The organism is Klebsiella sp. 2-CIP_Kleb., from assembly GCF_050378715.1.
In the GTDB taxonomy this organism is placed as follows: domain Bacteria; phylum Pseudomonadota; class Gammaproteobacteria; order Enterobacterales; family Enterobacteriaceae; genus Klebsiella; species Klebsiella quasipneumoniae.
In genome coordinates this window covers 920572-942761 of the sequence record NZ_JBNRLG010000002.1, presented here as the reverse complement: position 1 = coordinate 942761, position 22190 = coordinate 920572, and the positions used below count along the sequence as shown (strand labels likewise).

The 22190-nt window shown below is 58.6% G+C and carries 20 protein-coding genes; 13 read left to right on the top strand and 7 right to left on the bottom strand.

Features of this window, described 5'->3' with window-relative positions; all coding sequences use genetic code 11:
* The first annotated feature begins 17 nt into the window (after nucleotides 1-17).
* Nucleotides 18-245, top strand: coding sequence for a YccJ family protein (locus ACQUTP_RS12415; RefSeq protein ID WP_008805934.1), 228 nt, complete (start codon nucleotides 18-20; stop codon nucleotides 243-245).
* 65 nt (nucleotides 246-310) lie between these two features.
* On the opposite strand, the gene agp is transcribed toward ACQUTP_RS12415, so the two are convergent.
* On the bottom strand, nucleotides 311-1558 hold the full coding sequence (gene agp / locus ACQUTP_RS12410; protein WP_017899485.1) for a bifunctional glucose-1-phosphatase/inositol phosphatase: 1248 nt from the start codon (nucleotides 1556-1558) through the stop codon (nucleotides 311-313).
* A gap of 152 nt (nucleotides 1559-1710) precedes the next feature.
* Here agp and ACQUTP_RS12405 point away from each other — a divergent pair, with 152 nt between their 5' ends.
* Nucleotides 1711-2160, top strand: coding sequence for a winged helix-turn-helix transcriptional regulator (locus tag ACQUTP_RS12405; RefSeq protein WP_004201482.1), 450 nt, complete (start codon nucleotides 1711-1713; stop codon nucleotides 2158-2160).
* A 115-nt stretch (nucleotides 2161-2275) separates the two neighbouring features.
* Nucleotides 2276-3064 carry an SDR family NAD(P)-dependent oxidoreductase gene (locus ACQUTP_RS12400; protein ID WP_004201480.1) on the top strand — a complete coding sequence of 263 codons (789 nt, stop codon included), beginning with the start codon at nucleotides 2276-2278 and terminating at the stop codon, nucleotides 3062-3064.
* 19 nt (nucleotides 3065-3083) lie between these two features.
* Here the strand turns inward: ACQUTP_RS12400 and ACQUTP_RS12395 are convergent, their stop codons facing one another.
* Complete coding sequence (locus ACQUTP_RS12395) at nucleotides 3084-3305, bottom strand: hypothetical protein (RefSeq protein WP_004201478.1); 222 nt, start codon at nucleotides 3303-3305, stop codon at nucleotides 3084-3086.
* 256 nt (nucleotides 3306-3561) lie between these two features.
* On the opposite strand from ACQUTP_RS12395, the gene ACQUTP_RS12390 reads away from it, so the two are divergent.
* On the top strand, nucleotides 3562-3684 hold the full coding sequence (locus ACQUTP_RS12390) for a small membrane protein (RefSeq protein ID WP_002898600.1): 123 nt from the start codon (nucleotides 3562-3564) through the stop codon (nucleotides 3682-3684).
* Nucleotides 3685-3802: 118 nt separating this feature from the next.
* Here ACQUTP_RS12390 and ACQUTP_RS12385 read toward each other — a convergent pair whose 3' ends face one another.
* The 3 genes from ACQUTP_RS12385 to ACQUTP_RS12375 form a co-directional block, all read right to left on the bottom strand.
* Complete coding sequence (locus tag ACQUTP_RS12385) at nucleotides 3803-5194, bottom strand: APC family permease (protein ID WP_004201476.1); 1392 nt, start codon at nucleotides 5192-5194, stop codon at nucleotides 3803-3805.
* Nucleotides 5184-5366, bottom strand: coding sequence for a hypothetical protein (locus ACQUTP_RS12380; protein WP_418268722.1), 183 nt, complete (start codon nucleotides 5364-5366; stop codon nucleotides 5184-5186). The genes ACQUTP_RS12385 and ACQUTP_RS12380 overlap by 11 nt, the downstream gene beginning before the upstream one ends.
* A gap of 181 nt (nucleotides 5367-5547) precedes the next feature.
* The gene (locus ACQUTP_RS12375; RefSeq protein ID WP_002898595.1) at nucleotides 5548-6969 is read right to left on the bottom strand and encodes a glutamine synthetase family protein; all 1422 of its coding nucleotides are present in this window, start codon (nucleotides 6967-6969) and stop codon (nucleotides 5548-5550) included.
* Nucleotides 6970-7194: 225 nt separating this feature from the next.
* On the opposite strand from ACQUTP_RS12375, the gene puuD reads away from it, so the two are divergent.
* The 4 genes from puuD to ACQUTP_RS12355 all read left to right on the top strand — a co-directional run bounded on the left by puuD (nucleotide 7195) and on the right by ACQUTP_RS12355 (nucleotide 11622).
* Entirely contained in the window at nucleotides 7195-7947 is a 753-nt protein-coding gene (puuD, locus tag ACQUTP_RS12370) for a gamma-glutamyl-gamma-aminobutyrate hydrolase (RefSeq protein WP_025999163.1), read from the top strand.
* Between the two features lie 25 nt (nucleotides 7948-7972).
* Entirely contained in the window at nucleotides 7973-8530 is a 558-nt protein-coding gene (puuR, locus tag ACQUTP_RS12365) for an HTH-type transcriptional regulator PuuR (protein WP_002898590.1), read from the top strand.
* A gap of 321 nt (nucleotides 8531-8851) precedes the next feature.
* Nucleotides 8852-10339, top strand: a complete 1488-nt coding sequence (puuC, locus tag ACQUTP_RS12360; RefSeq protein WP_285756230.1) for an aldehyde dehydrogenase PuuC — start codon at nucleotides 8852-8854, stop codon at nucleotides 10337-10339.
* Nucleotides 10340-10341: 2 nt separating this feature from the next.
* A complete protein-coding gene (locus ACQUTP_RS12355) occupies nucleotides 10342-11622 on the top strand; it encodes an NAD(P)/FAD-dependent oxidoreductase (RefSeq protein WP_004201473.1) in 1281 nt (426 codons plus the stop codon).
* Here ACQUTP_RS12355 and ACQUTP_RS12350 read toward each other — a convergent pair.
* Nucleotides 11619-12581: a LysR substrate-binding domain-containing protein gene (locus ACQUTP_RS12350; protein ID WP_008805923.1), complete on the bottom strand. Its 963-nt coding sequence runs from the start codon at nucleotides 12579-12581 to the stop codon at nucleotides 11619-11621. The genes ACQUTP_RS12355 and ACQUTP_RS12350 overlap by 4 nt on opposite strands.
* Before the next feature lie 82 nt (nucleotides 12582-12663).
* On the opposite strand from ACQUTP_RS12350, the gene ACQUTP_RS12345 reads away from it, so the two are divergent.
* The 5 genes from ACQUTP_RS12345 to ACQUTP_RS12325 all read left to right on the top strand — a co-directional run bounded on the left by ACQUTP_RS12345 (nucleotide 12664) and on the right by ACQUTP_RS12325 (nucleotide 19529).
* Nucleotides 12664-13749, top strand: coding sequence for a tartrate dehydrogenase (locus ACQUTP_RS12345; RefSeq protein WP_094309336.1), 1086 nt, complete (start codon nucleotides 12664-12666; stop codon nucleotides 13747-13749).
* 522 nt (nucleotides 13750-14271) lie between these two features.
* Nucleotides 14272-15879 carry a BCCT family transporter gene (locus ACQUTP_RS12340; RefSeq protein WP_004201469.1) on the top strand — a complete coding sequence of 536 codons (1608 nt, stop codon included), beginning with the start codon at nucleotides 14272-14274 and terminating at the stop codon, nucleotides 15877-15879.
* 36 nt (nucleotides 15880-15915) lie between these two features.
* Nucleotides 15916-17040: a carnitine monooxygenase, oxygenase subunit YeaW gene (yeaW, locus tag ACQUTP_RS12335; RefSeq protein WP_094309339.1), complete on the top strand. Its 1125-nt coding sequence runs from the start codon at nucleotides 15916-15918 to the stop codon at nucleotides 17038-17040.
* A gap of 18 nt (nucleotides 17041-17058) precedes the next feature.
* Nucleotides 17059-18507, top strand: a complete 1449-nt coding sequence (locus ACQUTP_RS12330; protein ID WP_004201467.1) for an NAD-dependent succinate-semialdehyde dehydrogenase — start codon at nucleotides 17059-17061, stop codon at nucleotides 18505-18507.
* Nucleotides 18508-18563: 56 nt separating this feature from the next.
* Nucleotides 18564-19529 carry a PDR/VanB family oxidoreductase gene (locus tag ACQUTP_RS12325; RefSeq protein ID WP_017899478.1) on the top strand — a complete coding sequence of 322 codons (966 nt, stop codon included), beginning with the start codon at nucleotides 18564-18566 and terminating at the stop codon, nucleotides 19527-19529.
* A gap of 37 nt (nucleotides 19530-19566) precedes the next feature.
* Here ACQUTP_RS12325 and ptsP read toward each other — a convergent pair whose 3' ends face one another.
* Nucleotides 19567-22068, bottom strand: a complete 2502-nt coding sequence (gene ptsP / locus ACQUTP_RS12320) for a phosphoenolpyruvate--protein phosphotransferase (RefSeq protein ID WP_285756210.1) — start codon at nucleotides 22066-22068, stop codon at nucleotides 19567-19569.
* Nucleotides 22069-22190: the final 122 nt, after the last annotated feature.

Below are 22190 nucleotides of genomic sequence, written 5' to 3'. Positions count from 1 at the left end.
TCCGCAGGAGGAGCACTATGCCAACTCAAGAAGCAAAAGCACATCGCGTCGGCGAATGGGCAAGTTTACGTAACACCTCGCCGGAGATCGCCGAGGCGATTTTCGAAGTTGCCCACTACGATGAAAAACTGGCTGAGCAAATCTGGGAGGAAGGCAGCGACGAAGTGCTGGCGCTGGCCTTTGCCAAAACCGATAAAGATGCGCTGTTCTGGGGTGAACAGACGATTGAGCGTAAAAACGTATAGGGTGTTTATCCCTGCAGAGTCTCACCCTAACCTGCTAAAAACCCGGATTGCTCCGGGTTTTTTCATTATTTCGCTGCCTCGTTGATCACCTTTTTAAAGGTCTCCAGCGGGCAGAATCCCTGGTCATCGACCGGGCAGCCGTTAAGCGCCAGCGTGACCCGCTGTGGCGGGGTCTGTAACGTCAATGGGTCGGCATTACGCAGCTGCTCAGTGCTCTGATAGACATACTCAATCTTCATCAGATCGCGGTTGCTGCCGCTGTCGTGCCAGCGCTGAAACAGCAGTTTGCCGCCGATAGGCGTGCGCTCGTACTGGCCAGGAAGTTGATAGGGCTTAAAGTCCAGCGCCGTCAGCAGCGAGGCGATATTCGAGTCGTGTCCCACCAGCAGGGTGACTTTCGCCTTGCTGGCTCCCTCGCCCACCAGCGCGTTATCGATATATTTAACCAGCGGTTTGGCCACGTTTTGCGCCACTGCCGTCGAGGTGAACAGACTATCCTGGTAGCCGTTTTTCAGCTTCGACAGCACCTGCCACTGCTTATCGCTGGTGATCTCCCCCCACGCCACCTGATCTTTCGGGAAGCCTTCATAGTATTGCAGGGTGAAGGCGTCCACCAGCGAGTTGCCCACCTTCAGCGGCCCGGATACCCCCGGCTCCTGCTGATAACCGGCGCTAAAGGTATCTTTACCCTCGCTCAGGGAACAGACCTGCTTCTCTTTGCAGGAGGGCGAGTTGCGGTAATCGATCATTGTCTCCAGCAGCTTGTAGCTCTCGGTCAACTGCATCCCCTGGCGCTCTTTTTCCATCGCCTGCAGCGCTTTCTCGCGAAACGCCGGGGAGTCGTCGGTGATAACCGGGTTGAAGGTCGGGTCCATGGTGCCCATCTGCGGCTGATGATGCACCGCAATGCCGCAGCCCGGGAACGCGCCGGTGATAAAGAACTGCGCAGTGGCGACGGTGCGCTGCAGGCTGTTAGCGTAGGCGTAAACGGCGTTTTCCGGCGGGCACTCCCCGCTGGTCACCAGCTTCTGTTGCGCCAGCCATTCGCGCATATAGTGGCCCATATACACCTCCAGCACGCCTCCCTTGGTGGTCAGCTGGCCGCCCGGCACATCCCACTGCGGCCAGGCTTTGGCGGTGGACTGCTCCAGCACGCTGCCGTTATTGGCCAGCGGCGCGCGAAGGTTGTGACGACTCATGATCAGCACCTGCTGCAGCTGATACCCCTCTGGGGCGGCCGTGTCCTGCGCCTGGGCGCCAGCGGATAACATGACCGCGCCGGCTACGGCGGCGGCGAGTAGACATATTTTCATCCCTTCATCCTTAGTCATTTATTATCATCGGGTTAATTGTGACGGATTTAGGCCATTTTTCCTGGCATTCGCTCGCAAACTTAGACCGGAGCCGAAAATTTCCTCTGCCGACCAAATAGTTTTATAATGAAACAACTAACCTGGAGGCTTTCGTGAAACGTACCCGTCTGGAAAACAGCTGCTGTCCTGTCGCCCGCTCCCTCGACGTTATCGGCGACTGGTGGTCGCTGCTTATCGTCCGTGATGCCCTCCGCGGGGTACGCCGTTTTAGCGAATTCCAGAAAAACCTCGGCATTGCCAAAAATATGCTCGCCGGACGCCTGAAAATGCTGGTGGATGAAGGCATCCTGCATTTGCAGCCGGCCTCCGACGGCAGCGCCTGGCAGGAGTATGTCCTGACGGATAAGGGCCGCGCCCTGCAGACCGTGCTGGTCGCCCTCTCCCAGTGGGCGGACGACTATCTGTTCGACCCGGACGAACCGGCGACGCGGCTCATTGACCGCCAGCAGCGTCAGCCCCTGCGTAAACTGGTGCTGCAGGCGGCCGATGGCCGTGAGCTGTCCCCAGCGGATATCACCATCGCCCTCCCGCTGAACGACTAATCGCTCCCTGCGGCAGGCAGAAATAAAAAAAGCCCGGCAAAATGGTTGCATTATTAAACCAGATATCTCATGCTGAATTTGGTTTAATAATGCAACCTTTTAAGAGGCAATACTCATGTCCCAGTCATCGCACACTGCTTTTATCACCGGCGCTTCCTCAGGTATCGGCGCGATCTATGCCGAACGACTTGCCGCCCGCGGCTACGATCTGATCCTCGCCGCCCGTCGTGAAGATCGGCTGCAGGCGCTCGCCGGGCAACTGCAGGCGCGCTACGCCATCCGGGCCAGCATCCTCAAGGCCGACCTGAGCGAGGAGCAAGGCATTGAAGCCGTAGAGCAGCGTCTGCAGCAGGATCCCGCCGTTGACCTGTTCATCAACAACGCCGGAACGGCAAAAATGGCGGGCTTTCTCGCCAGCACGTCGCGCGAGCACCAGGCGATTCATACGCTCAACACCACCGCGCTTCTGCGCCTGAGCTATGCCGCACTGGCCGCTTTCGCTCCCCGGGGCCGCGGAACGCTGATCAATATTGCCTCTATTCTTGCGCTGCATACGCTGCCGGGCAGCGCGGTCTACAGCGCCAGCAAAGCCTGGGTGTTGAGCTTTACCCGTGGCCTGCAGGATGAGTTCGCCGACAGCGGCGTGCGTATTCAGGCAGTATTGCCGGCGGCGACCGCCACCGATCTGTGGCCGACCTCCGGCGTGGCGCTCGACGCCCTGCCCACCGGTACGGTAATGACCACCGAGGATCTGGTTGACGCCGCTCTCAGGGGACTCGAAATGGGGGAAAAGGTCACCTTACCGCCGGTGCATGATCTGGGACTGTGGGAGGCTTTCGAGCAGACGCGACTGGCGCTGTTTACCAGCGCGCGAACCGGGCAACCGGCGCCGCGGTATCGCTAACTCGCCCCGGCGGCGGGCATTATTCCGGCAGCGGAACCGCCGCCAGGGTACAGATCGCCTCGTGCTCCCCGCCGCGGCGATCGGTGATCACTACCTTATCGCCCGCTTTTTTGCCTTCACAGGGTTTCAGGACCTGCTCCACGATCCGCTCGCGGCTCGCCTGACGTTCATTTTCAGCCTGACTGGCGAAGGCCGTCAGCGCCAGCGCCACGCCCAGCAGGCTGAGGGTTGTCTTATACATGTCTTACTCTCAGATCATTCTTATTCGCGGTCAGCGTAACCCGTTGCTGGCCGCACTTCTGTAAAATCACTTAACGGAGTGTTACGCCATTTCAGCTGAAAGCCAGGCTGTCACATTCCTGCGGGAAATATTTTATCACAACCCCGACAGCAGATATTCTCGCGATGAGGCGTCATCTTTCAGACATATCCCGATGTTATCTTCACACAGAGCCCTGTATCTTTTTCCCTTTCTAAACAGAATATTAGGTTGGTCTATGTCGGGTCTTATTCTCTTTATCGTCGCGGTGGCGCTGCTGGGCGTCGCCATCTACAGCCTGGTGTCGTACCTCAAAGAGCGGCGCGCCAGTCAGTTACCTGTCCATAAAAAGAAGAAATAATACCTTCCGTTCTCCGCCGTTTTCTGCTGATTGCTTTACCATCCTGTACTGCCCCTTACCGAACCAAAAACAAAGGCAGGCCTGCGGGCCTGCCTTCGTTCGGTTTCAGCGTCAGGTTCTAGGACTCCCAGGCCTGCTCCGCCTTGGCGGCATCGAACTGCGGCGGCGGTTTACGGAAACGTTGGGTCAGATAAGCCAGATACAGCAGACCAAGCGCCGCCCACACCAGGCCGAGCGTCAGGGAAGTGGCCTCGAGGTTGATCCACAGCACCCCTACCGTCAACGCCCCGACCATCGGCAGCAGCAGATAGTGCAGTCGATCCTTCCAGGTTTTGTTGTACCCCTTGCGACGCCAGAAGTGGTTGAACACCGACAGGTTAACGAAGGTGAAGGCCACCAGCGCGCCGAAGTTAATTAACGCGGTGGCGGTCACCAGGTCGAAGAACAGCGCCGACAGCGCGACGATACCCACCATAATCACGTTCAACGCCGGGGTGCGCCATTTCGGATGCACATAGCCGAAAATGCGCTCCGGGAAGACGTTATCGCGACCCATCACGTACAGCAGACGGGAGACGCTGGCATGGGACGCCAGGCCGGACGCCAGGGTGTTAACAAAGGTGGTGCAGAGGAATATTGACTGGAACAGCTTGCCGCCCACGTACAGCGCAATCTCCGGCAGCGCGGCGTCCGGGTCTTTAAAGCGATGAATATCCGGGAAAAACAGCTGCATAAAGAACGACGCGACGATGAAAATAATGCCGCCGTACATCGCGGTGAGAAAAATAGCCTTCGGGATCACCCGCGCGGCGTCAGGCGTCTCTTCCGACAGTGTGGTCACGGCGTCGAAGCCGAGAAACGAGAAGCAGACGATGGTCGCCCCGGTAATAATCGGGATCAGATGCGCATTCTGACTGATAAACGGCTGCAGCGACCAGACGGTCCCTACCCCCTCGCCTTTGTGCAGCCCCTGAACCACCAGAATGACGAATACCACCATAATCGAGATCTGCACCAGCACGAACAGGGTGTTGAAGTTCGCCACCAGATTAACGCTTTTCAGGTTTGCGGCGGTCAGAATGGCGACAAAGGTCACCACCCACACCCATGGCGGCACCTCAGGGAACAGCGCCGAGAGATAGATCTTCGCCAACAGGACGTTGATCATCGGCAGGAACAGATAATCCAGTAGCGAGGACCAGCCGACCATAAAGCCGACGTGCGGACTGATGGATTTTTGCGCGTAGGTGTAGGCGGAGCCGGCTTCCGGGAACTGGCGCACCAGTTTGCCGTAGCTGATGGCGGTGAACAGCACGCCAGCCAGCGCCAGCAAATACGACGCCGGGACGTGGCCGTTGCTGATACCGGAGACGATGCCGAAGGTATCAAACACCGTCATCGGCGTCAGATAGGCCAGCCCCATCATCACCACTTGCCAGAGTTTGAGGGATTTACGCAGACGCGGTCTGCCCGCCTGAGCGGCGTTATGCGCAGGAAGATTAATAGCCATCGCCCATTCCCCCCTTGCGGATAACAGTTTGCGGACACAACGTTCGCGTAACAAACCTGCTTAGCAAGGGGATAAGGCATAAATAAAAGGGTAAGACGGACCGGTGAGCGGTTGCTGGCTGGCATCCAATGCGGCCTGAGCGGCCTCCCTCTCCCTGCGGATATTTGAACATCTGCATCATCTCATTTCCTCGTCACACACTGTGTCGTTAACTGAAGCCCCGTTGCCGCCTGCGCTCCTTAACGCGACATCCGGGAAATGGCTGGGCTCCCAGCAAAAAGGACGACCAGGCTCCGCTCAGGCCGTATGATGCTACTCATGACTCAACTCATGCGCCCCTTGCGGGGCGACCATCAGGCGTTTTTCAACATCCACTCAATTTCAGTTTCTGTGATAAGACGCTCAAACTGCAGTAATTCATCATGCTTGCAGGCATGGAAAACGTGGCAGAAACGCTCGCCGAGACGCTCACGCAGGTGATCGTTCTGCATAAACTCCCACAGCGCATCGCTCTGGCGGATCGGGAACGGCAGACCCTCTTGTTCCAGGCCGTTACCTTCCACCTCTTCCTGCAAAGGCAGCTGAGGGTTATCCAGCCCGTGCAGAATGCCGGCGAAAATCGCCGCCATCACCAGATACGGGTTGGCGTCCGCCCCCGCCACGCGATACTCCACGCGGTGGTTCTGCCGCTCGCCGCATGGGATCCGCAGCGCCACGGTACGGTTGTTATGCCCCCAGGAAGCCTGCGTCGGGACATACATCCCTGGCTGGAAGCGGCGATACGAGTTCACGTTCGGCGCCAGCAGCGCCATCGAGGCCGGCATCAGATCGATCATCCCGGCCAGCGCGCGTTTAAGCAGCGCGGAGTCTTCCCCGTCGCCGTCCACCAGCACGTTTTCCCCTTTATTGTTCAGCATGCTGATGTGGATATGCATTCCGCTGCCCGCATGCTCTTCATAAGGCTTAGCCATAAAAGTGGCGTGCATCTTATGCTTCTCCGCCATTAAACGCACGAGACGTTTTAACGCCAGCGCATCATCGCAGGCGTCCAGCACGTTATCGGTATGGTGGAGGTTGATTTCAAACTGGCCCGGCGAGGCTTCGGCCACCGCGCCGTCGGCGGGGATCAGCTGCAGTTTCGCCAGCTCGTCGATGTCGTTGAGCACGTCGGCAAAGTGGTTCAGGTTATCGACCGAGTAGACCTGGCTTTGGGTGTTGCGATCGTCGGTGCCCGGCGCGCACGGCGGCTGCAGGTAGCCTTCGGCATCGCGTTTGCGGTCCAGTAAATAGAACTCCAGCTCTACCGCTACCACGGGGAACAGCCCGCGCTGGCGCAACTGCTGCCAGAGGCGGTTGAGTACGTTCCGCGGCTCAACGTCAAAGGGAGCGCCATCTTCATCAACCATGGTCAACTGTACCTGGGCTATCGACTGCGGATCGGCCGCTGAAGGCGTTAAGGTGCCGGGCACCGGAATGCAGCTGCGATCCGGCTCGCCCATCTCCTGGCCCAGACCGGCCTCTTCCACGACGTTGCCGAGAATATCCATCGCAAACACCGAAGCCGGGAAATAACAGCCTTTCTCCAGCTTGCTCAGGCCGGCAACCGGGATGCGCTTGCCGCGGAAGCAGCCGTTCAGGTCAGTGAGGAGGACATCAACATATTGGGTATCAGGGTAGGTTTCGAGGTAGCGCTTCACTTCTTTCGCGAACGCGCTGACCCGTCTCTCTTCCGTTTGCTGAACAAAATTCTCAACTTCTACGATATTGGTTTCCATGATTCACCGCCGTTGGTTTGGTTTCGGTCCTGCACTCAGACCGTTAAATATAATGTCCACCCCATCGACTGTGTATGCAAATAAATTGTTTGTCAAATGTTAAATTAAGTTTGCAAAGGGCTATTTCCACTGCTAGATTGAGAAAATATTGAACGATATGGCCGTTAAACCCGCTATAGCGGTCATAATTTAGTCCACTTTGTGAGGGCGATCATGGAAAATATAATGTACAAGCCAGTTATTGGCGTCGTGATGTGTAGAAACAGGCTTAAGGGTCACCAGACCCAGACCTTGCAAGAAAAGTACCTGAATGCAATTGTTAACGCCGGCGGACTGCCGATCGCCCTGCCACATGCGCTGGCAGAGCCGGATCTGCTGAACGCGTTAGTTGATAAACTGGATGGGATATACCTGCCAGGCAGCCCCAGTAACGTGCAGCCGCACCTTTATGGTGAAAACGGCGATGAGCCTGACGCCGACCCCGGGCGTGATCTTCTGAGCATGGCGCTGATTAACGCCGCACTTGAAAGGCGCATCCCCATTTTCGCCATCTGTCGTGGACTGCAGGAACTGGTTGTCGCCACCGGTGGGACTCTGTATCGTCGTCTGTTCGAGCAGCCTGAGCTGCTGGAGCATCGCGAAGATCCTGAACTGCCCGTCGAGCAGCAGTATGCGCCGTCCCATCAGGTTGAGGTTCAGGAAGGAGGATTGCTGTCGCAATTGATACCGGGCTGCAACACGTTTTGGGTAAACTCGCTACATGGGCAAGGGGCAAAAACCCTCAGTCCGCAGCTGCGCGTGGAGGCGCGAGCGCCGGATGGACTGGTGGAAGCGGTCAGCGTGAACGATCACCCTTTCGCGCTGGGCGTACAGTGGCATCCTGAATGGAACAGTAGCGAATACGCCCTGTCGCGTATGTTGTTTGATGGTTTTATCACCGCCTGTCAGGGCCATCATGCTGAAAAGCGGCGGCGCTGACCACTACCGTTAAGGAAATGCAAATATGAGCGATGACGGACTGGCGCCAGGGAAACGTCTGTCAGAGATCCGCCAACAGCTGGGTCTTTCGCAGCGTCGTGCCGCCGAACTGTCTGGGTTAACACATAGTGCCATCAGCACCATAGAGCAGGACAAAGTCAGTCCTGCCATCAGTACGCTGCAAAAGCTGCTGAAAGTCTATGGGCTGTCGCTCTCGGAATTCTTTTCTGAACCCGAAAAGCCGGACGAACCCCAGGTGGTCATTAATCAGGATGACCTTATCGAAATGGGCAGTCAGGGCGTTTCCATGAAGCTGGTTCATAACGGAAATCCGAACCGTACGCTGGCGATGATTTTTGAAACTTACCAGCCTGGAACCACGACCGGGGAGAGGATTAAGCATCAGGGTGAGGAGATAGGCACCATACTGGAGGGTGAGATTGTGCTGACGATTAACGGTCAGTCGTACCACCTGGTGGCTGGACAGAGCTATGCCATTAATACCGGCATCCCGCACAGCTTCAGCAACACCTCGGCAGGCATCTGCCGCATCATCAGTGCCCACACCCCCACCACATTCTGAATATTTAGCCTGAACGAGCTTCAGGCTTTCTTCAGACCTGCGGCGGCGGAAATTTTATTTTCGTCGCCGCGAAAAACTCGCAGTCATAACGTTGGTGCCGGAAGGGAATCTTATTTTCTGCTGGCCCTGAAATAATTAACGCCGTGAATGGCGACTCACCCCTGAATTATTCGGCATGCAGACAACCTGTCGAAATTTAGGGTGATAAAACGGTATTCAACTCCGGGGATACACTATGCCCTGCGCCTGGCGCAGCGCCCCCGTGCAGCCTGAAAACGCCGATGTGATTAATTTGCCGATAATGTTTTTTAAGGAGTCATGATGAATTTTCAGCACCTGGCTTACTGGCAGGAAAAAGCGAAAAGCCTGGCCATTGAAACACGATTATTTATTAACGGCGAATATTGCGCCGCGGTCGATAATACCACCTTTGAAACCATTGACCCTGCCGCGCAGCACACGTTAGCCCATGTCGCTCGCGGCAAAAAAGCCGACGTTGAGCTGGCGGTGAAGGCCGCGCGTCGGGTCTTTGATAACGGCGACTGGTCACAGGCCGCTCCCACGCAGCGTAAAGCGGTTCTCACACGCTTTGCCGACCTGATGGAGGCCCACTGCGAAGAGCTGGCGCTGCTGGAAACGCTGGATACCGGCAAGCCGATTCGCCACAGCCTGCGCGACGATATTCCCGGCGCCGCCCGCGCCATCCGCTGGTATGCCGAAGCGCTGGATAAAGTCTATGGCGAAGTGGCTCCTACCGGCAGCAACGAGCTGGCGATGATCGTCCGCGAACCGATTGGCGTCATCGCCGCGGTGGTGCCGTGGAACTTCCCGCTGCTGCTGGCCTGCTGGAAGCTCGGCCCGGCGCTGGCGGCGGGCAACAGCGTGATCCTTAAGCCCTCGGAAAAATCGCCGCTCACCGCGCTGCGCCTCGCCGTGCTGGCGAAAGAGGCGGGCCTGCCGGACGGCGTGCTGAACGTGGTCAGCGGCTTTGGTCACGAAGCCGGACAGGCGCTGGCCCTGCATCCAGACGTGGAGGTCCTTACCTTTACCGGCTCCACCCGCACCGGCAAGCAGCTGCTGAAAGACGCCGGCGACAGCAATATGAAGCGCGTGTGGCTGGAAGCGGGCGGCAAGAGCGCCAACATCGTCTTCGCCGACTGCCCGGATCTGCAAAAAGCGGTCAGCGCCACCGCCGGCGGCATCTTCTACAACCAGGGGCAGGTGTGCATCGCCGGCACTCGCCTGCTGCTGGAGGAGAGCATCGCCGACGAGTTCCTGGCACGACTGAAAACCGAAGCGCAACACTGGCAGCCGGGCAACCCGCTCGACCCAAACACCACCATGGGCATGCTGATTGACAACACCCATGCCGACAGCGTGCACAGTTTTATTCGCGGCGGCGAAAGCAAAAGCACGCTGTTCCTCGACGGGCGGAAAAATCCGTGGCCTGCCGCCGTCGGCCCGACCATTTTTGTTGACGTCGACCCGGCCTCCACCCTCAGCCGGGAAGAGATCTTCGGCCCGGTGCTGGTGGTGACTCGCTTCAAAAGCGAAGACGAGGCGCTGCGGCTTGCCAACGACAGCGACTACGGCCTCGGCGCTGCGGTATGGACCCGCGATCTCTCACGCGCCCACCGCATGAGCCGCCGCCTGAAGGCCGGTTCGGTCTTCGTCAACAACTATAACGATGGTGATATGACCGTCCCCTTCGGCGGTTACAAACAGAGCGGCAACGGACGCGATAAGTCGCTGCACGCGCTGGAAAAATTCACCGAACTGAAAACCATCTGGATTGCCCTGGAGTCTTAATCATGACCGAACATACCACCAGCTATTACGCCGCCAGCGCCAACAAATATGAACCCTTTCCGACGCTGGACGAATCGATAAGCTGCGACGTCTGCGTCGTCGGCGGCGGCTACACCGGACTCTCGTCTGCCCTGCATCTGGCCGAAATGGGCTACGACGTGGTGGTGCTGGAAGGGGCGCGCATCGGCTTCGGCGCCAGCGGCCGCAATGGCGGTCAGCTGGTTAACTCCTATAGCCGCGATATCGACGTGATTGAAAAAAACTACGGCCCGGATGCCGCTAAAATGCTCGGCAGCATGATGTTCGAAGGCGGCGATATTATTCGCGAACGTATCCAGCGCTACCAGATCCAGTGCGATTATCGCCCGGGCGGCCTGTTCGTGGCGATGAATCACAAACAGCTGGAGACGCTGGAAGAACAGAAAGCCAACTGGGAGCGCTACGGCAACACGCAGCTGGAGCTGCTGGACAGAGAGGCGATTCGTCGCGAAGTGGACAGCGACCGCTACGTCGGCGCCCTGCTCGACCACAGCGGCGGCCATATTCATCCGCTCAACCTCGCCATCGGCGAAGCGGACGCCATTCGCCTGAACGGCGGCCGGGTCTATGAGCAGTCGCCGGTCACCCGCATTCAGCACTCCACTCCGGCAGTGGTCAGCACCGCCCGCGGCCAGGTCACTGCCCGCTATGTGATCGTCGCCGGCAACGCCTATCTCGGCGACAAACTGGAGCCGGAGCTGGCGAAGCGCAGCATGCCTTGCGGCACCCAGGTGGTCACCACCGCTCCGCTGTCGGAGGAGGTCGCTCGCTCGCTGATCCCGAAAAACTACTGTGTGGAAGACTGTAACTATCTGTTGGATTACTACCGCCTCACCGGCGACAACCGCCTGCTGTATGGCGGCGGCGTGGTCTACGGCGCCCGCGACCCGGACGATGTGGAACGGCTGATTATGCCGAAGCTGCTGAAAACCTTCCCGCAGCTGAAAGGGGTGAAAATCGACTACCGCTGGACCGGCAACTTCCTGTTGACCCTCTCAAGGATGCCGCAGTTTGGTCGCCTCGATACCAACATCTACTACATGCAGGGCTACAGCGGGCATGGGGTCACCTGTACCCACCTCGCCGGACGGTTGATTTCGGAACTGCTGCGCGGTGACGCTGAGCGTTTCGACGCCTTTGCCAAACTGCCGCACTACCCGTTCCCGGGCGGCCGCAGCCTGCGCATTCCCTTCACCGCCATGGGCGCCGCCTACTACAGTCTGCGCGACCGCCTGGGGGTTTAATCGCCTCTGCCGACGGCGCTGGCCGTCGGCTCATGCTGCGGATAGTGCTGCTGAAAGTAGTGGCGCAGAAACTCCACAGTGGTGCGAATTTTAGCCGACGTCGCCAGCCGGGAAACATAGACTGCCCAGACGTTGGCAGGCTGAAAGAATTCCGGCAGCACATGCACCAGATGGCCGCTGGCGATATTCTCCCGGACGTCCCACCATGAACGTAACGCAATTCCTTGCCCGTCCAGACACCACTGATGCACAATTTCACCATGGTTGGACGACAGCGGCCCGGTCACCTTGATCGCATGCTGCCCCTCTTTGCTGTGCAACTGCCAGATGCCAAACGGATGATCGCGTTCTTTAATCACCAGGCAGGGTAAGGCGGCCAGATCGCTCAGCTGTTTCGGCGGTGGATGGCGGGCAAGGAATTGCGGCGAGGCGCAGAGCACGCGGTGGTTGGCCGCCAGCTGGCGGGCAATCAGATTCGGCGCGATATCATCGCCCACACGAATATCGAGATCCACCCCTTCATTGACTAAATCCACCAGCCGGTCCTGGACATCGAAACGCAGTTCCAGCTGCGGGTACTGAAGGGCCAGCGCCGACAGCGCCGGGGCCACCACCCGGCGGCCAAAGCCGAAGCTACTGATAATACGCAGCGTTCCCTGCGGCACCTGGCGCACGTCGGAAAGCTCGTCCATCATCTCATCGACATCCTGCAAAATGCGCTGCGCCCATTCGTAGATCCGCTCCCCCTCCTCGGTAATGGTGACCCGGCGGGTGGTCCGGTGCAACAACACCACATTCAGGGTTTGCTCCAGCAGCGAAACCCGCTTGCTGACGAACGCCGGTGATACGCCAAGCTCTTCGGCGGCGGCGGCGAACCCGGCCCGGCGAGCGACCAGCATAAAGACGCGTAAATCATTTAGCAGCGGCAGATTATTCATGATCTGTGTTTTATGTTTCACCAGTTAGCGTGATTAATTATGAACCAGTCAATTATAGGATAGGCAGGTGGTCAAACATCATCGCTAAAAAGTGAGAACCGGAATGAAAAAAAACTATCGTATTGCCGCCATCCCGGGTGACGGAATTGGCAAAGAAGTTCTGCCTGAAGGGATTCGCGTGCTGCAAGCCGCCGCACAGCGTTGGGATCTGTCATTGAGCTTCGAGCAGATGGAGTGGGCAAGCTGCGAATATTATGCCCATCACGGCAAGATGATGCCGGACGACTGGCGCGAGCAGCTGCAGGGCTTCGATGCCATCTACTTCGGCGCCGTCGGCTGGCCGGATACCGTTCCCGACCACATTTCGCTGTGGGGGTCGCTGCTGAAGTTCCGCCGTGAGTTTGACCAATACGTCAACCTGCGTCCGGTGCGTCTGTTCCCCGGCGTCCCCTGCCCGCTGGCGGGCAAAAAGGCCGGCGATATCGATTTTTACGTGGTGCGCGAAAATACCGAAGGCGAATATTCCGCCCTCGGCGGGCGCGCCAATGAAGGCACCGAGCATGAAGTGGTGATTCAGGAGTCGGTCTTTACCCGCCGCGGCGTGGACCGGATCCTGCGCTACGCCTTCGAACTGGCGCAAAGCCGCCCACGCAAAACGCTGACCTCCGCAACCAAATCCAACGGTCTGGCGATCAGCATGCCCTACTGGGATGAGCGGGTGGAAGAGATGGCCAAAAACTATCCGGATATTCGCTGGGACAAGCAGCATATCGATATCCTGTGCGCCCGCTTCGTGCTGCAGCCGGAGCGTTTTGACGTGGTGGTCGGCTCCAATCTGTTCGGTGATATTCTCTCCGATCTCGGCCCGGCTTGTACCGGCACCATCGGTATTGCGCCATCGGCGAATCTCAACCCGGAGCGCACCTTCCCGTCGCTGTTCGAACCGGTTCACGGGTCGGCGCCGGATATCTATGGTAAAAATATCGCCAACCCGATCGCCACCATATGGGCCGGGGCGATGATGCTCGATTTTCTCGGCAACGGCGATGCGCGCTATCACGCCGCGCACAACGGCATTCTGGCGGCGATTGAGCAGGTGATTGCCAGCGGGCCGAAAACCCCGGATATGAAAGGCAGCGCGTCAACGCAACAGGTCAGCGACGCTATCTGCAAAGCCATTTTGGCGTAATTACCCAAGCCGCTCCCCGGTCGCGCGGCGCTTACCGGGGCTACAAAAGGCACAATAATGTAAAAACACGGCCCTCAGCCCGCATCCCTGCGGGCTGCCCCGACCTGCCGGGAACGTCTCAGCGATGTTGAGGCCACCAACACCGGCAGTTTCAGCAACAATGGTGAATACATTAAAGGCAGGCCGCACGGACCGTAGCCCGGGTAAGGCGCAGCCGCTACCCGGGAAGACCTGCGCCAACTTCCCTCTCTTTTCGCTATGCAGAATCCCCCACGATTGACAAGTGGACCGCATCACAGCGTCAAACTTTATTAATTCCTGAAAAGACAGAACCTGCGCCAATTCACCTTTTATTATTTCCGTTCCGTGTTTTATTGCTTCACGAAACGGCCAATTGTTTAATTCATGTAACGAAGAAATAATCCGATTGTTAATAGCTTTTGCTACGAACCTTGACCCTACAGCGTGATAACAACGACAGGCTAAAGCCACCGACGGGCAATCATGCCCAGGAGATCACCCATGTTGAGCAACGTAAAGAAAAAAGATGTGCCGCTGATTGCCATCAGCCTGGCGGCCATTGTTTTCATCGCCGCTACATTAAGTCTCTTCCCGCAGCAAACCGCGCAGGCGGCTGATTCGATTTTTAACGGCGTGACCCGCCTGCTGGGTTCCACGGTACAGGTACTGGTGCTGCTGGCGCTGGGACTGGTGCTCTATCTGGCGACCAGCAAATACGGCAATATCCGTCTCGGCGAAGGTAAAGTCGAATACAGTACCCTCTCATGGCTGTTTATGTTTATCTGCGCCGGGCTCGGCTCCTCCACGCTGTACTGGGGCGTCGCCGAATGGGCTTATTACTACCAGACCCCGGGCCTGAACATTGCCCCGCAATCGCCGAAAGCGCTGGAATACAGCATCCCTTATTCTTTCTTCCACTGGGGGGTTAGCGCCTGGGCGACCTACACTCTCGCCTCGCTGATCATGGCCTATCACTTCCACGTGCGGAAAAATAAAGGCCTCAGCCTCTCCGGGATCATTTCAGCGATCACCGGAGTGAGTCCGCAGGGCTTCTGGGGCCGTCTGGTCGATCTGATGTTCCTGATCGCTACCGTCGGCGCGTTAACCATTTCGCTGGTGGTCACTGCCGCCACCTTCACCCGCGGCCTGTCAGCGCTGACCGGGCTGCCGGATAACTTCACCGTGCAGGCGTTTGTGATCCTGCTCTCCGGCGGTATTTTCTGCATGAGTTCGTGGATTGGCATCAACAACGGCCTGCAGCGCCTGAGCAAAATGGTCGGCTGGGGGGCATTTCTGCTGCCGTTGGTGGTATTACTGGTTGGCCCAACCGAATTCATCACCAATAACATCATTAACGCCGTCGGCCTGACGACTCAGAACTTCCTGCAGATGAGCCTGTTTACCGATCCCCTCGGCGACGGCGCCTTTACCCGCAACTGGACCGTCTTCTACTGGCTGTGGTGGATCTCCTATACCCCGGGCGTGGCGATGTTCGTCACCCGCGTCTCCCGCGGGCGCAAAATCAAAGAGGTGATATGGGGACTGCTCCTTGGTAGCACCGCCGGCTGCTGGTTCTTCTTTGGGGTGATGGAAAGCTACGCCATGCACCAGTTCGTTAACGGCGTGATTAACGTACCGCAGGTGATGCAAACTCTTGGCGGCGAAACCGCCGTCCAGCAGGTCCTGATGTCGCTGCCGGCAGGTAAGCTGTTCCTCGCCGCCTATCTGTTCGTGATGATTGTTTTCCTCGCCTCGCATATGGATGCGGTGGCCTACACCATGGCGGCGACCAGCACCCGCAACCTGCGCGAAGGCGACGATCCGGATCGCGGCATGCGCCTGTTCTGGTGCGTGGTAATTACCCTCATCCCGCTATCGATTCTGTTTACCGGCGCTTCGCTTGAGACCATGAAAACCACCGTGGTGCTGACCGCCCTACCATTCCTGGCCATTTTACTGATTAAAACCGGCGGCTTCGTGCGCTGGCTAAAACAGGACTACGCCCACGTGCCGGTCAATCAGATAGAAACCCATACGCCCGAGCCAATGATTAAAGCCGAGACGCTACCGGTTGGCACGGTACTCAAAGGCGACGGCCAGTCGCTGTAAAACCTCTTACTGACAATAATCACAAGGTGACCTTACATGAGCAATTTGAGCCCTGACTTTACTCTGCCGATTAACTTTTGCGCCAATCCGCAGGATGCCTGGACCATTCCGGCCCGTTTTTATACCGACAGCCAGGCGTTTGAACACGAGAAAGAGCGCATCTTCGCCAATAGCTGGATTTGCGTCGCCCACGGCAGCGAGGTCGCCCGGCCGAACGACTACATCACCCGGGAGATCATTGGCGAAAATATCGTTATCGTCCGCGGCCGCGACAACATTCTGCGCGCTTTCTATAACGTCTGCCCGCACCGCGGCCACCAGCTGCTGAGCGGTGAAGGTAAAGCCAAAAACGTGATTACCTGCCCCTATCACGCCTGGGCCTTCAAGCTTGACGGCAATCTCGCCCACGCCCGCAACTGCGAAAACGTGGCGAATTTCGATAGCGAAAAGGCGCAGCTGGTGCCGGTTCGCCTGGAAGAGTATGCCGGCTTTGTGTTTATCAATATGAACCCGCAAGCAGAGAGCGTGGAAACGCAGCTGCCGGGCCTGCAGGACAAAGTGTTGGAAGCCTGCCCGGACGTGCATGATCTGAAACTGGCGGCGCGCTTTACCACTCTCACCCCGGCGAACTGGAAAAATATCGTCGATAACTATCTGGAATGTTACCACTGCGGCCCGGCGCACCCGGGCTTCTCGGATTCCGTACAGGTTGACCGTTACTGGCACACCATGCACGGCAAATGGACGCTGCAGTATGGCTTCGCCAAGCCGTCCGAGCAGTCATTTAAATTCGAAGAAGGTACCGACGCCGCGTTCCACGGTTTCTGGCTGTGGCCGTGCACCATGTTCAACGTGACGCCGATCAAGGGCATGATGACCGTGATCTATGAATTCCCGGTGGATGAAGAGACCACTCTGCAGAATTACGACATCTATTTCACCAACGAAAAGCTGACTGACGATCAGAAAGCGCTGATTGAGTGGTATCGCGACGTGTTCCGCCCGGAAGATTTACGCCTGGTGGAAAGCGTGCAGAAGGGGCTGAAGTCCCGCGGCTATCGCGGCCAGGGGCGCATTATGGCGGATAACAGCGGCAGCGGTATCTCCGAGCACGGTATCGCGCATTTCCACAATCTGGTGGCCCAGGTGTTCCAGCCGTAATCGTTGAAGGAGTTGGCTATGTCCGTGTTTCACTCAGATCTGTTTCGCCAGCAGGCGCTGATTGCCGGAAGCTGGCGCGACGCCGCCGACGGCACGACGCTTGCCGTCAGCAACCCTTCCACCGGCGCGACGCTCGGCCAGATCCCCAATATGGGTCGGGCGGAAGCGCAGCAGGCGGTGGATGCTGCCGCTGCCGCGCTGCCGGCATGGCGCGCGCTTACCGCCGCCCAGCGCGCCGCGTTATTGAAGAACTGGCACCGCCTGATCCTCGAAAACAAGACCGCGCTGGCGCAGATAATGACCGCCGAGCAGGGCAAGCCGCTGGCGGAAGCGGAAGGCGAAATCGCCTATGCCGCCTCATTTATCGAGTGGTTTGCCGAACAAGGGAAACGTGCCAACGGCGAGATAATCCCCTCCCCCGGCGCCGATAAACGCCTGATGGTGATCCGCCAGGGAGTGGGGGTCTGCGCGGCGATCACCCCGTGGAACTTCCCGGCGGCGATGATCACCCGTAAGGCCGGCCCGGCGCTGGCCGCGGGTTGTACGATGGTGATAAAGCCCGCCAACGAAACGCCGTTTACCGCGCTGGCGATGGCGGAACTGGCGAATCAGGCCGGGATCCCGCAGGGCGTTATTAACGTTGTCACCGGACAGTCGCGTGAGATTGGCGCGGTGTTCACCGGCGATGAACGGGTGCGTAAGCTCTCCTTTACCGGCTCGACCGAAGTTGGCCGCGTGCTGATGCGCCAGTGCGCGGAATCCATCAAAAAGCTCTCTTTAGAGCTCGGGGGTAACGCGCCGTTTATCGTCTTTGATGACGCCGATATCGATAAAGCGGTCGAGGGAGCGCTGATCGCCAAGTTCCGCAACGCCGGGCAAACCTGCGTCTGCGTCAATCGCTTCTATATTCATCGCGCCGTCTACGACCAATTCTGCGATAAATTCGTCGCCCGCGTCGCCGCCCTGAAAGTGGGCGATGGCAGCGAGTCCGATGTCCAGATTGGCCCGCTGATCAACGCCGACGCCGGGCGCAAAGTCCAGTCCCTGCTCGACGACGCCCTGAGCCGCGGCGCCACGCTGTTAACCGGCGGTAAAGCGCACCCACTGGGCGGTAATTTTTTCACCCCTACGGTGATCGGCGACGTACAACCGGGGTCACTGCTGCTGCAGGAAGAGATTTTCGGCCCGGTGGCGGCGCTGGTGAAATTTGACGATGAGCAGCAGGTCATCGAGCAGGCGAATAACACCATCTACGGTCTCGCCTCCTATTTTTACAGCAACGATGCCGCCCGTATCTGGCGCGTCTCCGAGCAGCTGGAATACGGCATGGTCGGCATCAATACCGGACTGATTTCCAACGAAGTCGCGCCATTTGGCGGGGTGAAACAGTCGGGTCTTGGCCGCGAAGGCTCGGAACACGGAATCGAAGATTACCTGGAGATGAAGTATCTCTGCCAGGGGTTATAAATGTATTCTCCCGGCGGCGGCTCTGGCCACGCCGGGATTTTTGATGGAGTTCAGCGATGTCTGATTATCAAATGTTTGAGACGATCGTTCGCGATGTTGAACAGATCACCGCCCAGGTGAAGCGTTTTACGCTGGTGTCGCCGACCGGCGCCCCGCTGCCGGGATTCAGCGGCGGTAGCCATATTATCGTCCAGATGCAGGATGGCGAGCAGCGCTACAGCAATGCTTATTCGCTGATGAGCTCGCCGCTGGATACCACCAGCTGGCAGATTGCGGTGCGTCTTGAGTCGCCTTCCAAAGGCGGCTCGCGCTTTATGCACCAGCAGGTGCGCCCGGGCGATACCCTGACGGTGTCCACGCCCAACAACCTGTTCGCCATCGAACCACAGGCGCGAAAACATCTGCTGATCGCCGGCGGTATCGGCATTACGCCATTCTTGTCGCATATTCCGGAACTGGAACAACAGCAGGCCGACTGGCAGCTGCACTACTGTTTCCACGACGCCGACAATAATGCTTTCGTCGATGCGCTCAGCGCCGCGCCGTGGCGCGATCGGGTCAATATTCATGTATCAGCGCTCGGCAGCCGTCTCGACCTGCCGCGCCTGTTCGCCGACCTCGAGCCCGGAACCCACGTGTATACCTGCGGCCCGGCGGCGCTTAACGAGGCGGTGAAAGCCGCCGCCGAACGCCATCAGGTGCCCGCCAGTCAGCTGCACTTTGAGCAGTTTATCGTTGAGGATAAAGGCGGAGAGGCGTTTACCCTGGTGCTGGCGCGTTCCGGCCGCGAATTTACCGTACCGCAGGACATGACCATTTTGCAGGTTATTGAGAATAACAAAGCGGCGAAGGTGGAATGTCTGTGCCGCGAAGGGGTCTGCGGCACCTGCGAAACGATGATTCTGGAAGGGGAAGCGGACCACCGCGATCAGTATTACAGCGAGGAAGAGAAAGCCAGCCAACAGAGTATGCTGATCTGCTGCTCGCGCGCCAAAGGCGGCCGGTTAGTGCTGGATTTATAGCTCGCTCTCCGGCCAGCGCCGCTGGCCGGAAAACCGATCATAGCTCCAGCTCGCGGCGCAGCAGTTGCGCGATATCTTCGCGGCTCTGCGCGGAGACCAGAGCTTGACGGAACTCCGCATGCATAATGCGTCGCGCCAGGCGCGAGAAGATGCGCATATGCTGGTCGCCCGCCGAGTGCTTATTCAGCGTCAGCATAATCACAAACTGCGCCTCTTCATCGCCCCACATCACCGGCTGCGCCAGCCGGGCGACGCTGATGGTCGACTGCTCAATATGCTCGGATTTACTGTGCGGTATGGCGAAGCTAAAGCCAAGCCCGGTGGAGAACACCGCCTCACGGGCCCACAGGTCAGCCTCCAGCTTGCGTGGGTAGCGGCAGCGACCGGCCAGCAGCAGGTTATCCGTCATCCCCTTCAGCACTTCTTCCTTACTACGCCAGTCGCTGTTGAGCGTAATGCACTCGGCGCTCACCAGCGGCACCTCCTGCTGGCGCATACGGAACTGGGCCAGCAGATGCTCCACCTCCAGCGAGGTACGGCACTGCATCGCCTGATTCAGCAGCTGACGGCAGGCGCGGCTGTCCAGCTGCGCCAGACGTGCTTTGGTCGCCGGGATCGCCGGCGCGCTCATACTCAGTTCATCCAGACCGAGACCGACCAGCAGCGGCAGCACCGAACCTTTGGCCCCCAGCTCGCCGCACAAGCCGATCCATTTCCCCTGCCGGTGCGCCGCCTGCACGGCATAGTCCAGCGCACGCAGGAAGGCCGGGTTGAGACTGTTGTAATGGCGCGTCACTTTCGCGTTATCGCGGTCGACCGCCAGCAGATACTGCGTTAAGTCATTGCTGCCGATGCTAAAGAAGTCCACCTCTTCGCAGCACTGATCGATGATGAACATCACCGACGGCACCTCCAGCATGATGCCCAGCGGGATTTTTTCATCAAACGGGATCTGTTCAACGCGCAGCGACTGTTTGGCCTCCGCCAGCCGCTCTTTCACCCACAGGATCTCTTCCATGGAGGAAATCATCGGGATCATGATCTTCAGCGCGCCGTGCGCCGAGGCACGTAGAATCGCCCGCAGCTGAGTATGAAACAGCGCCTGGTACTCTTCATAGATGCGCACCGCGCGGTAGCCGAGGAAGGGGTTATTTTCCGCAGGAATGTTGAGATAGGCCACCGGCTTATCACCGCCGATATCCATAGTCCGCACAATAATGCTGCGCCCGGCGGCAGGCTCCAGCGCCTGACAGAAGATGTTGTAAAGCTCATCTTCCGATGGCGCGCCGGGCCGGTCCATATACAGCATCTCTGTGCGGAACAGGCCAACCGACTGCGCACCATTGTTGAATGCCGCCACCGCCTCTACCGAATGGGCGATGTTCGCCGCGATCTCGACGCGGATACCGTCTTCCGTCTGCCCTGGCTTATCCAGCCATACCTGCTGCTGTTGCTGGATCTGCGCCTGAACCCACCCCTCCTGCTGATAGTAGCGCGCCACCGCCGGACTCGGATCCACCACCAGCAGTCCGGCGGTGCCGTCGATCTGCACCTGGGTACCCTCCCACGGCAACAGTGCGTCGAGGTCAACCCCCACCAGGGTCGGAATATTGAACGAGCGGGCGAGGATCACGGTGTGCGACGTGGTGCCGCCGCCGCGCAGCAGCAGCCCTTTGAGATGCGCTTTATCCAGTTCGAGAAACTGGCTGGGGGTCAGCTCGTCGGCAAGGCAAATGGTGGCCTCCCGCAGCTGGCCCGGGGGCGGAAAGCGGGCTTCGCCATAGATATGTTGCAACAGCTGGAAGCAGACATCGCGCACATCGAGCACCCGCTCCTGTAGATAAGTGTTGCCGGAGTCGCGGAACCGTGCGCAGAAGTGGTCGCTGGTGGCGACAATCGCCTGCGCGCAGCTGAGGCCGGTAAGAATGCCGTCGAGCAGGTGCTGGCGCAGCGAGGCATCCGTCGCCAGCGAGCGGTGGGCATCGAGGATTGCGCTGGCGGTACCGTCATTGTCCAGCAGCCGCAGCTCAATGTCTTTTACCAGCAGGCGCAGGCCATTATCCAGCGCCGCCTGCACCTGTTCGGGAGCGACGGCGCCCGGCAGTTCCCCCAGCGCATGCAGATCGCGGGATTTCAGGTGTATTAGCCTGCCCCCCGCGCTGCCGGCGCACACCGGATGGGCATGAAACAGCGTCGGGTTCAGCCGTGAAAGCGACTCTGGCACCGGCTGGATCTCCAGCGTATGCGCAGCGGGCAGCGGCGCGTCACAGTGAGGAAACTCATCGCGCATAAAGGCCGTTAACGCGGCGAATGCCTCAGCTTCATCTTCGCCGTGAATGACCAGCTGGCAGGCGTCGCCCTTCAGGGTATTGCTGCCGATGATCGCCAGCGCGCTCTTGGCATTTCCGCTGGTCTCGCGGCGCAGATTGCGCCACTCAATCGCCGATGAAAAACGGTTACACAGCGTTTCGACCAGACTGGCCGGACGCGCATGCACGCCGTTTGGCAAATCACATGTAAACTCAATGACCAGAGCCATCGCCTTCCTCCTGAGCAATCCATTATTTACCCAAAAGGTAATGAATGAAGGGGCCGGGGACTAGGTGATAAAACTGGCAATTACTGGACTATTGTACACACGATACTTTTTTATGCCCGCCA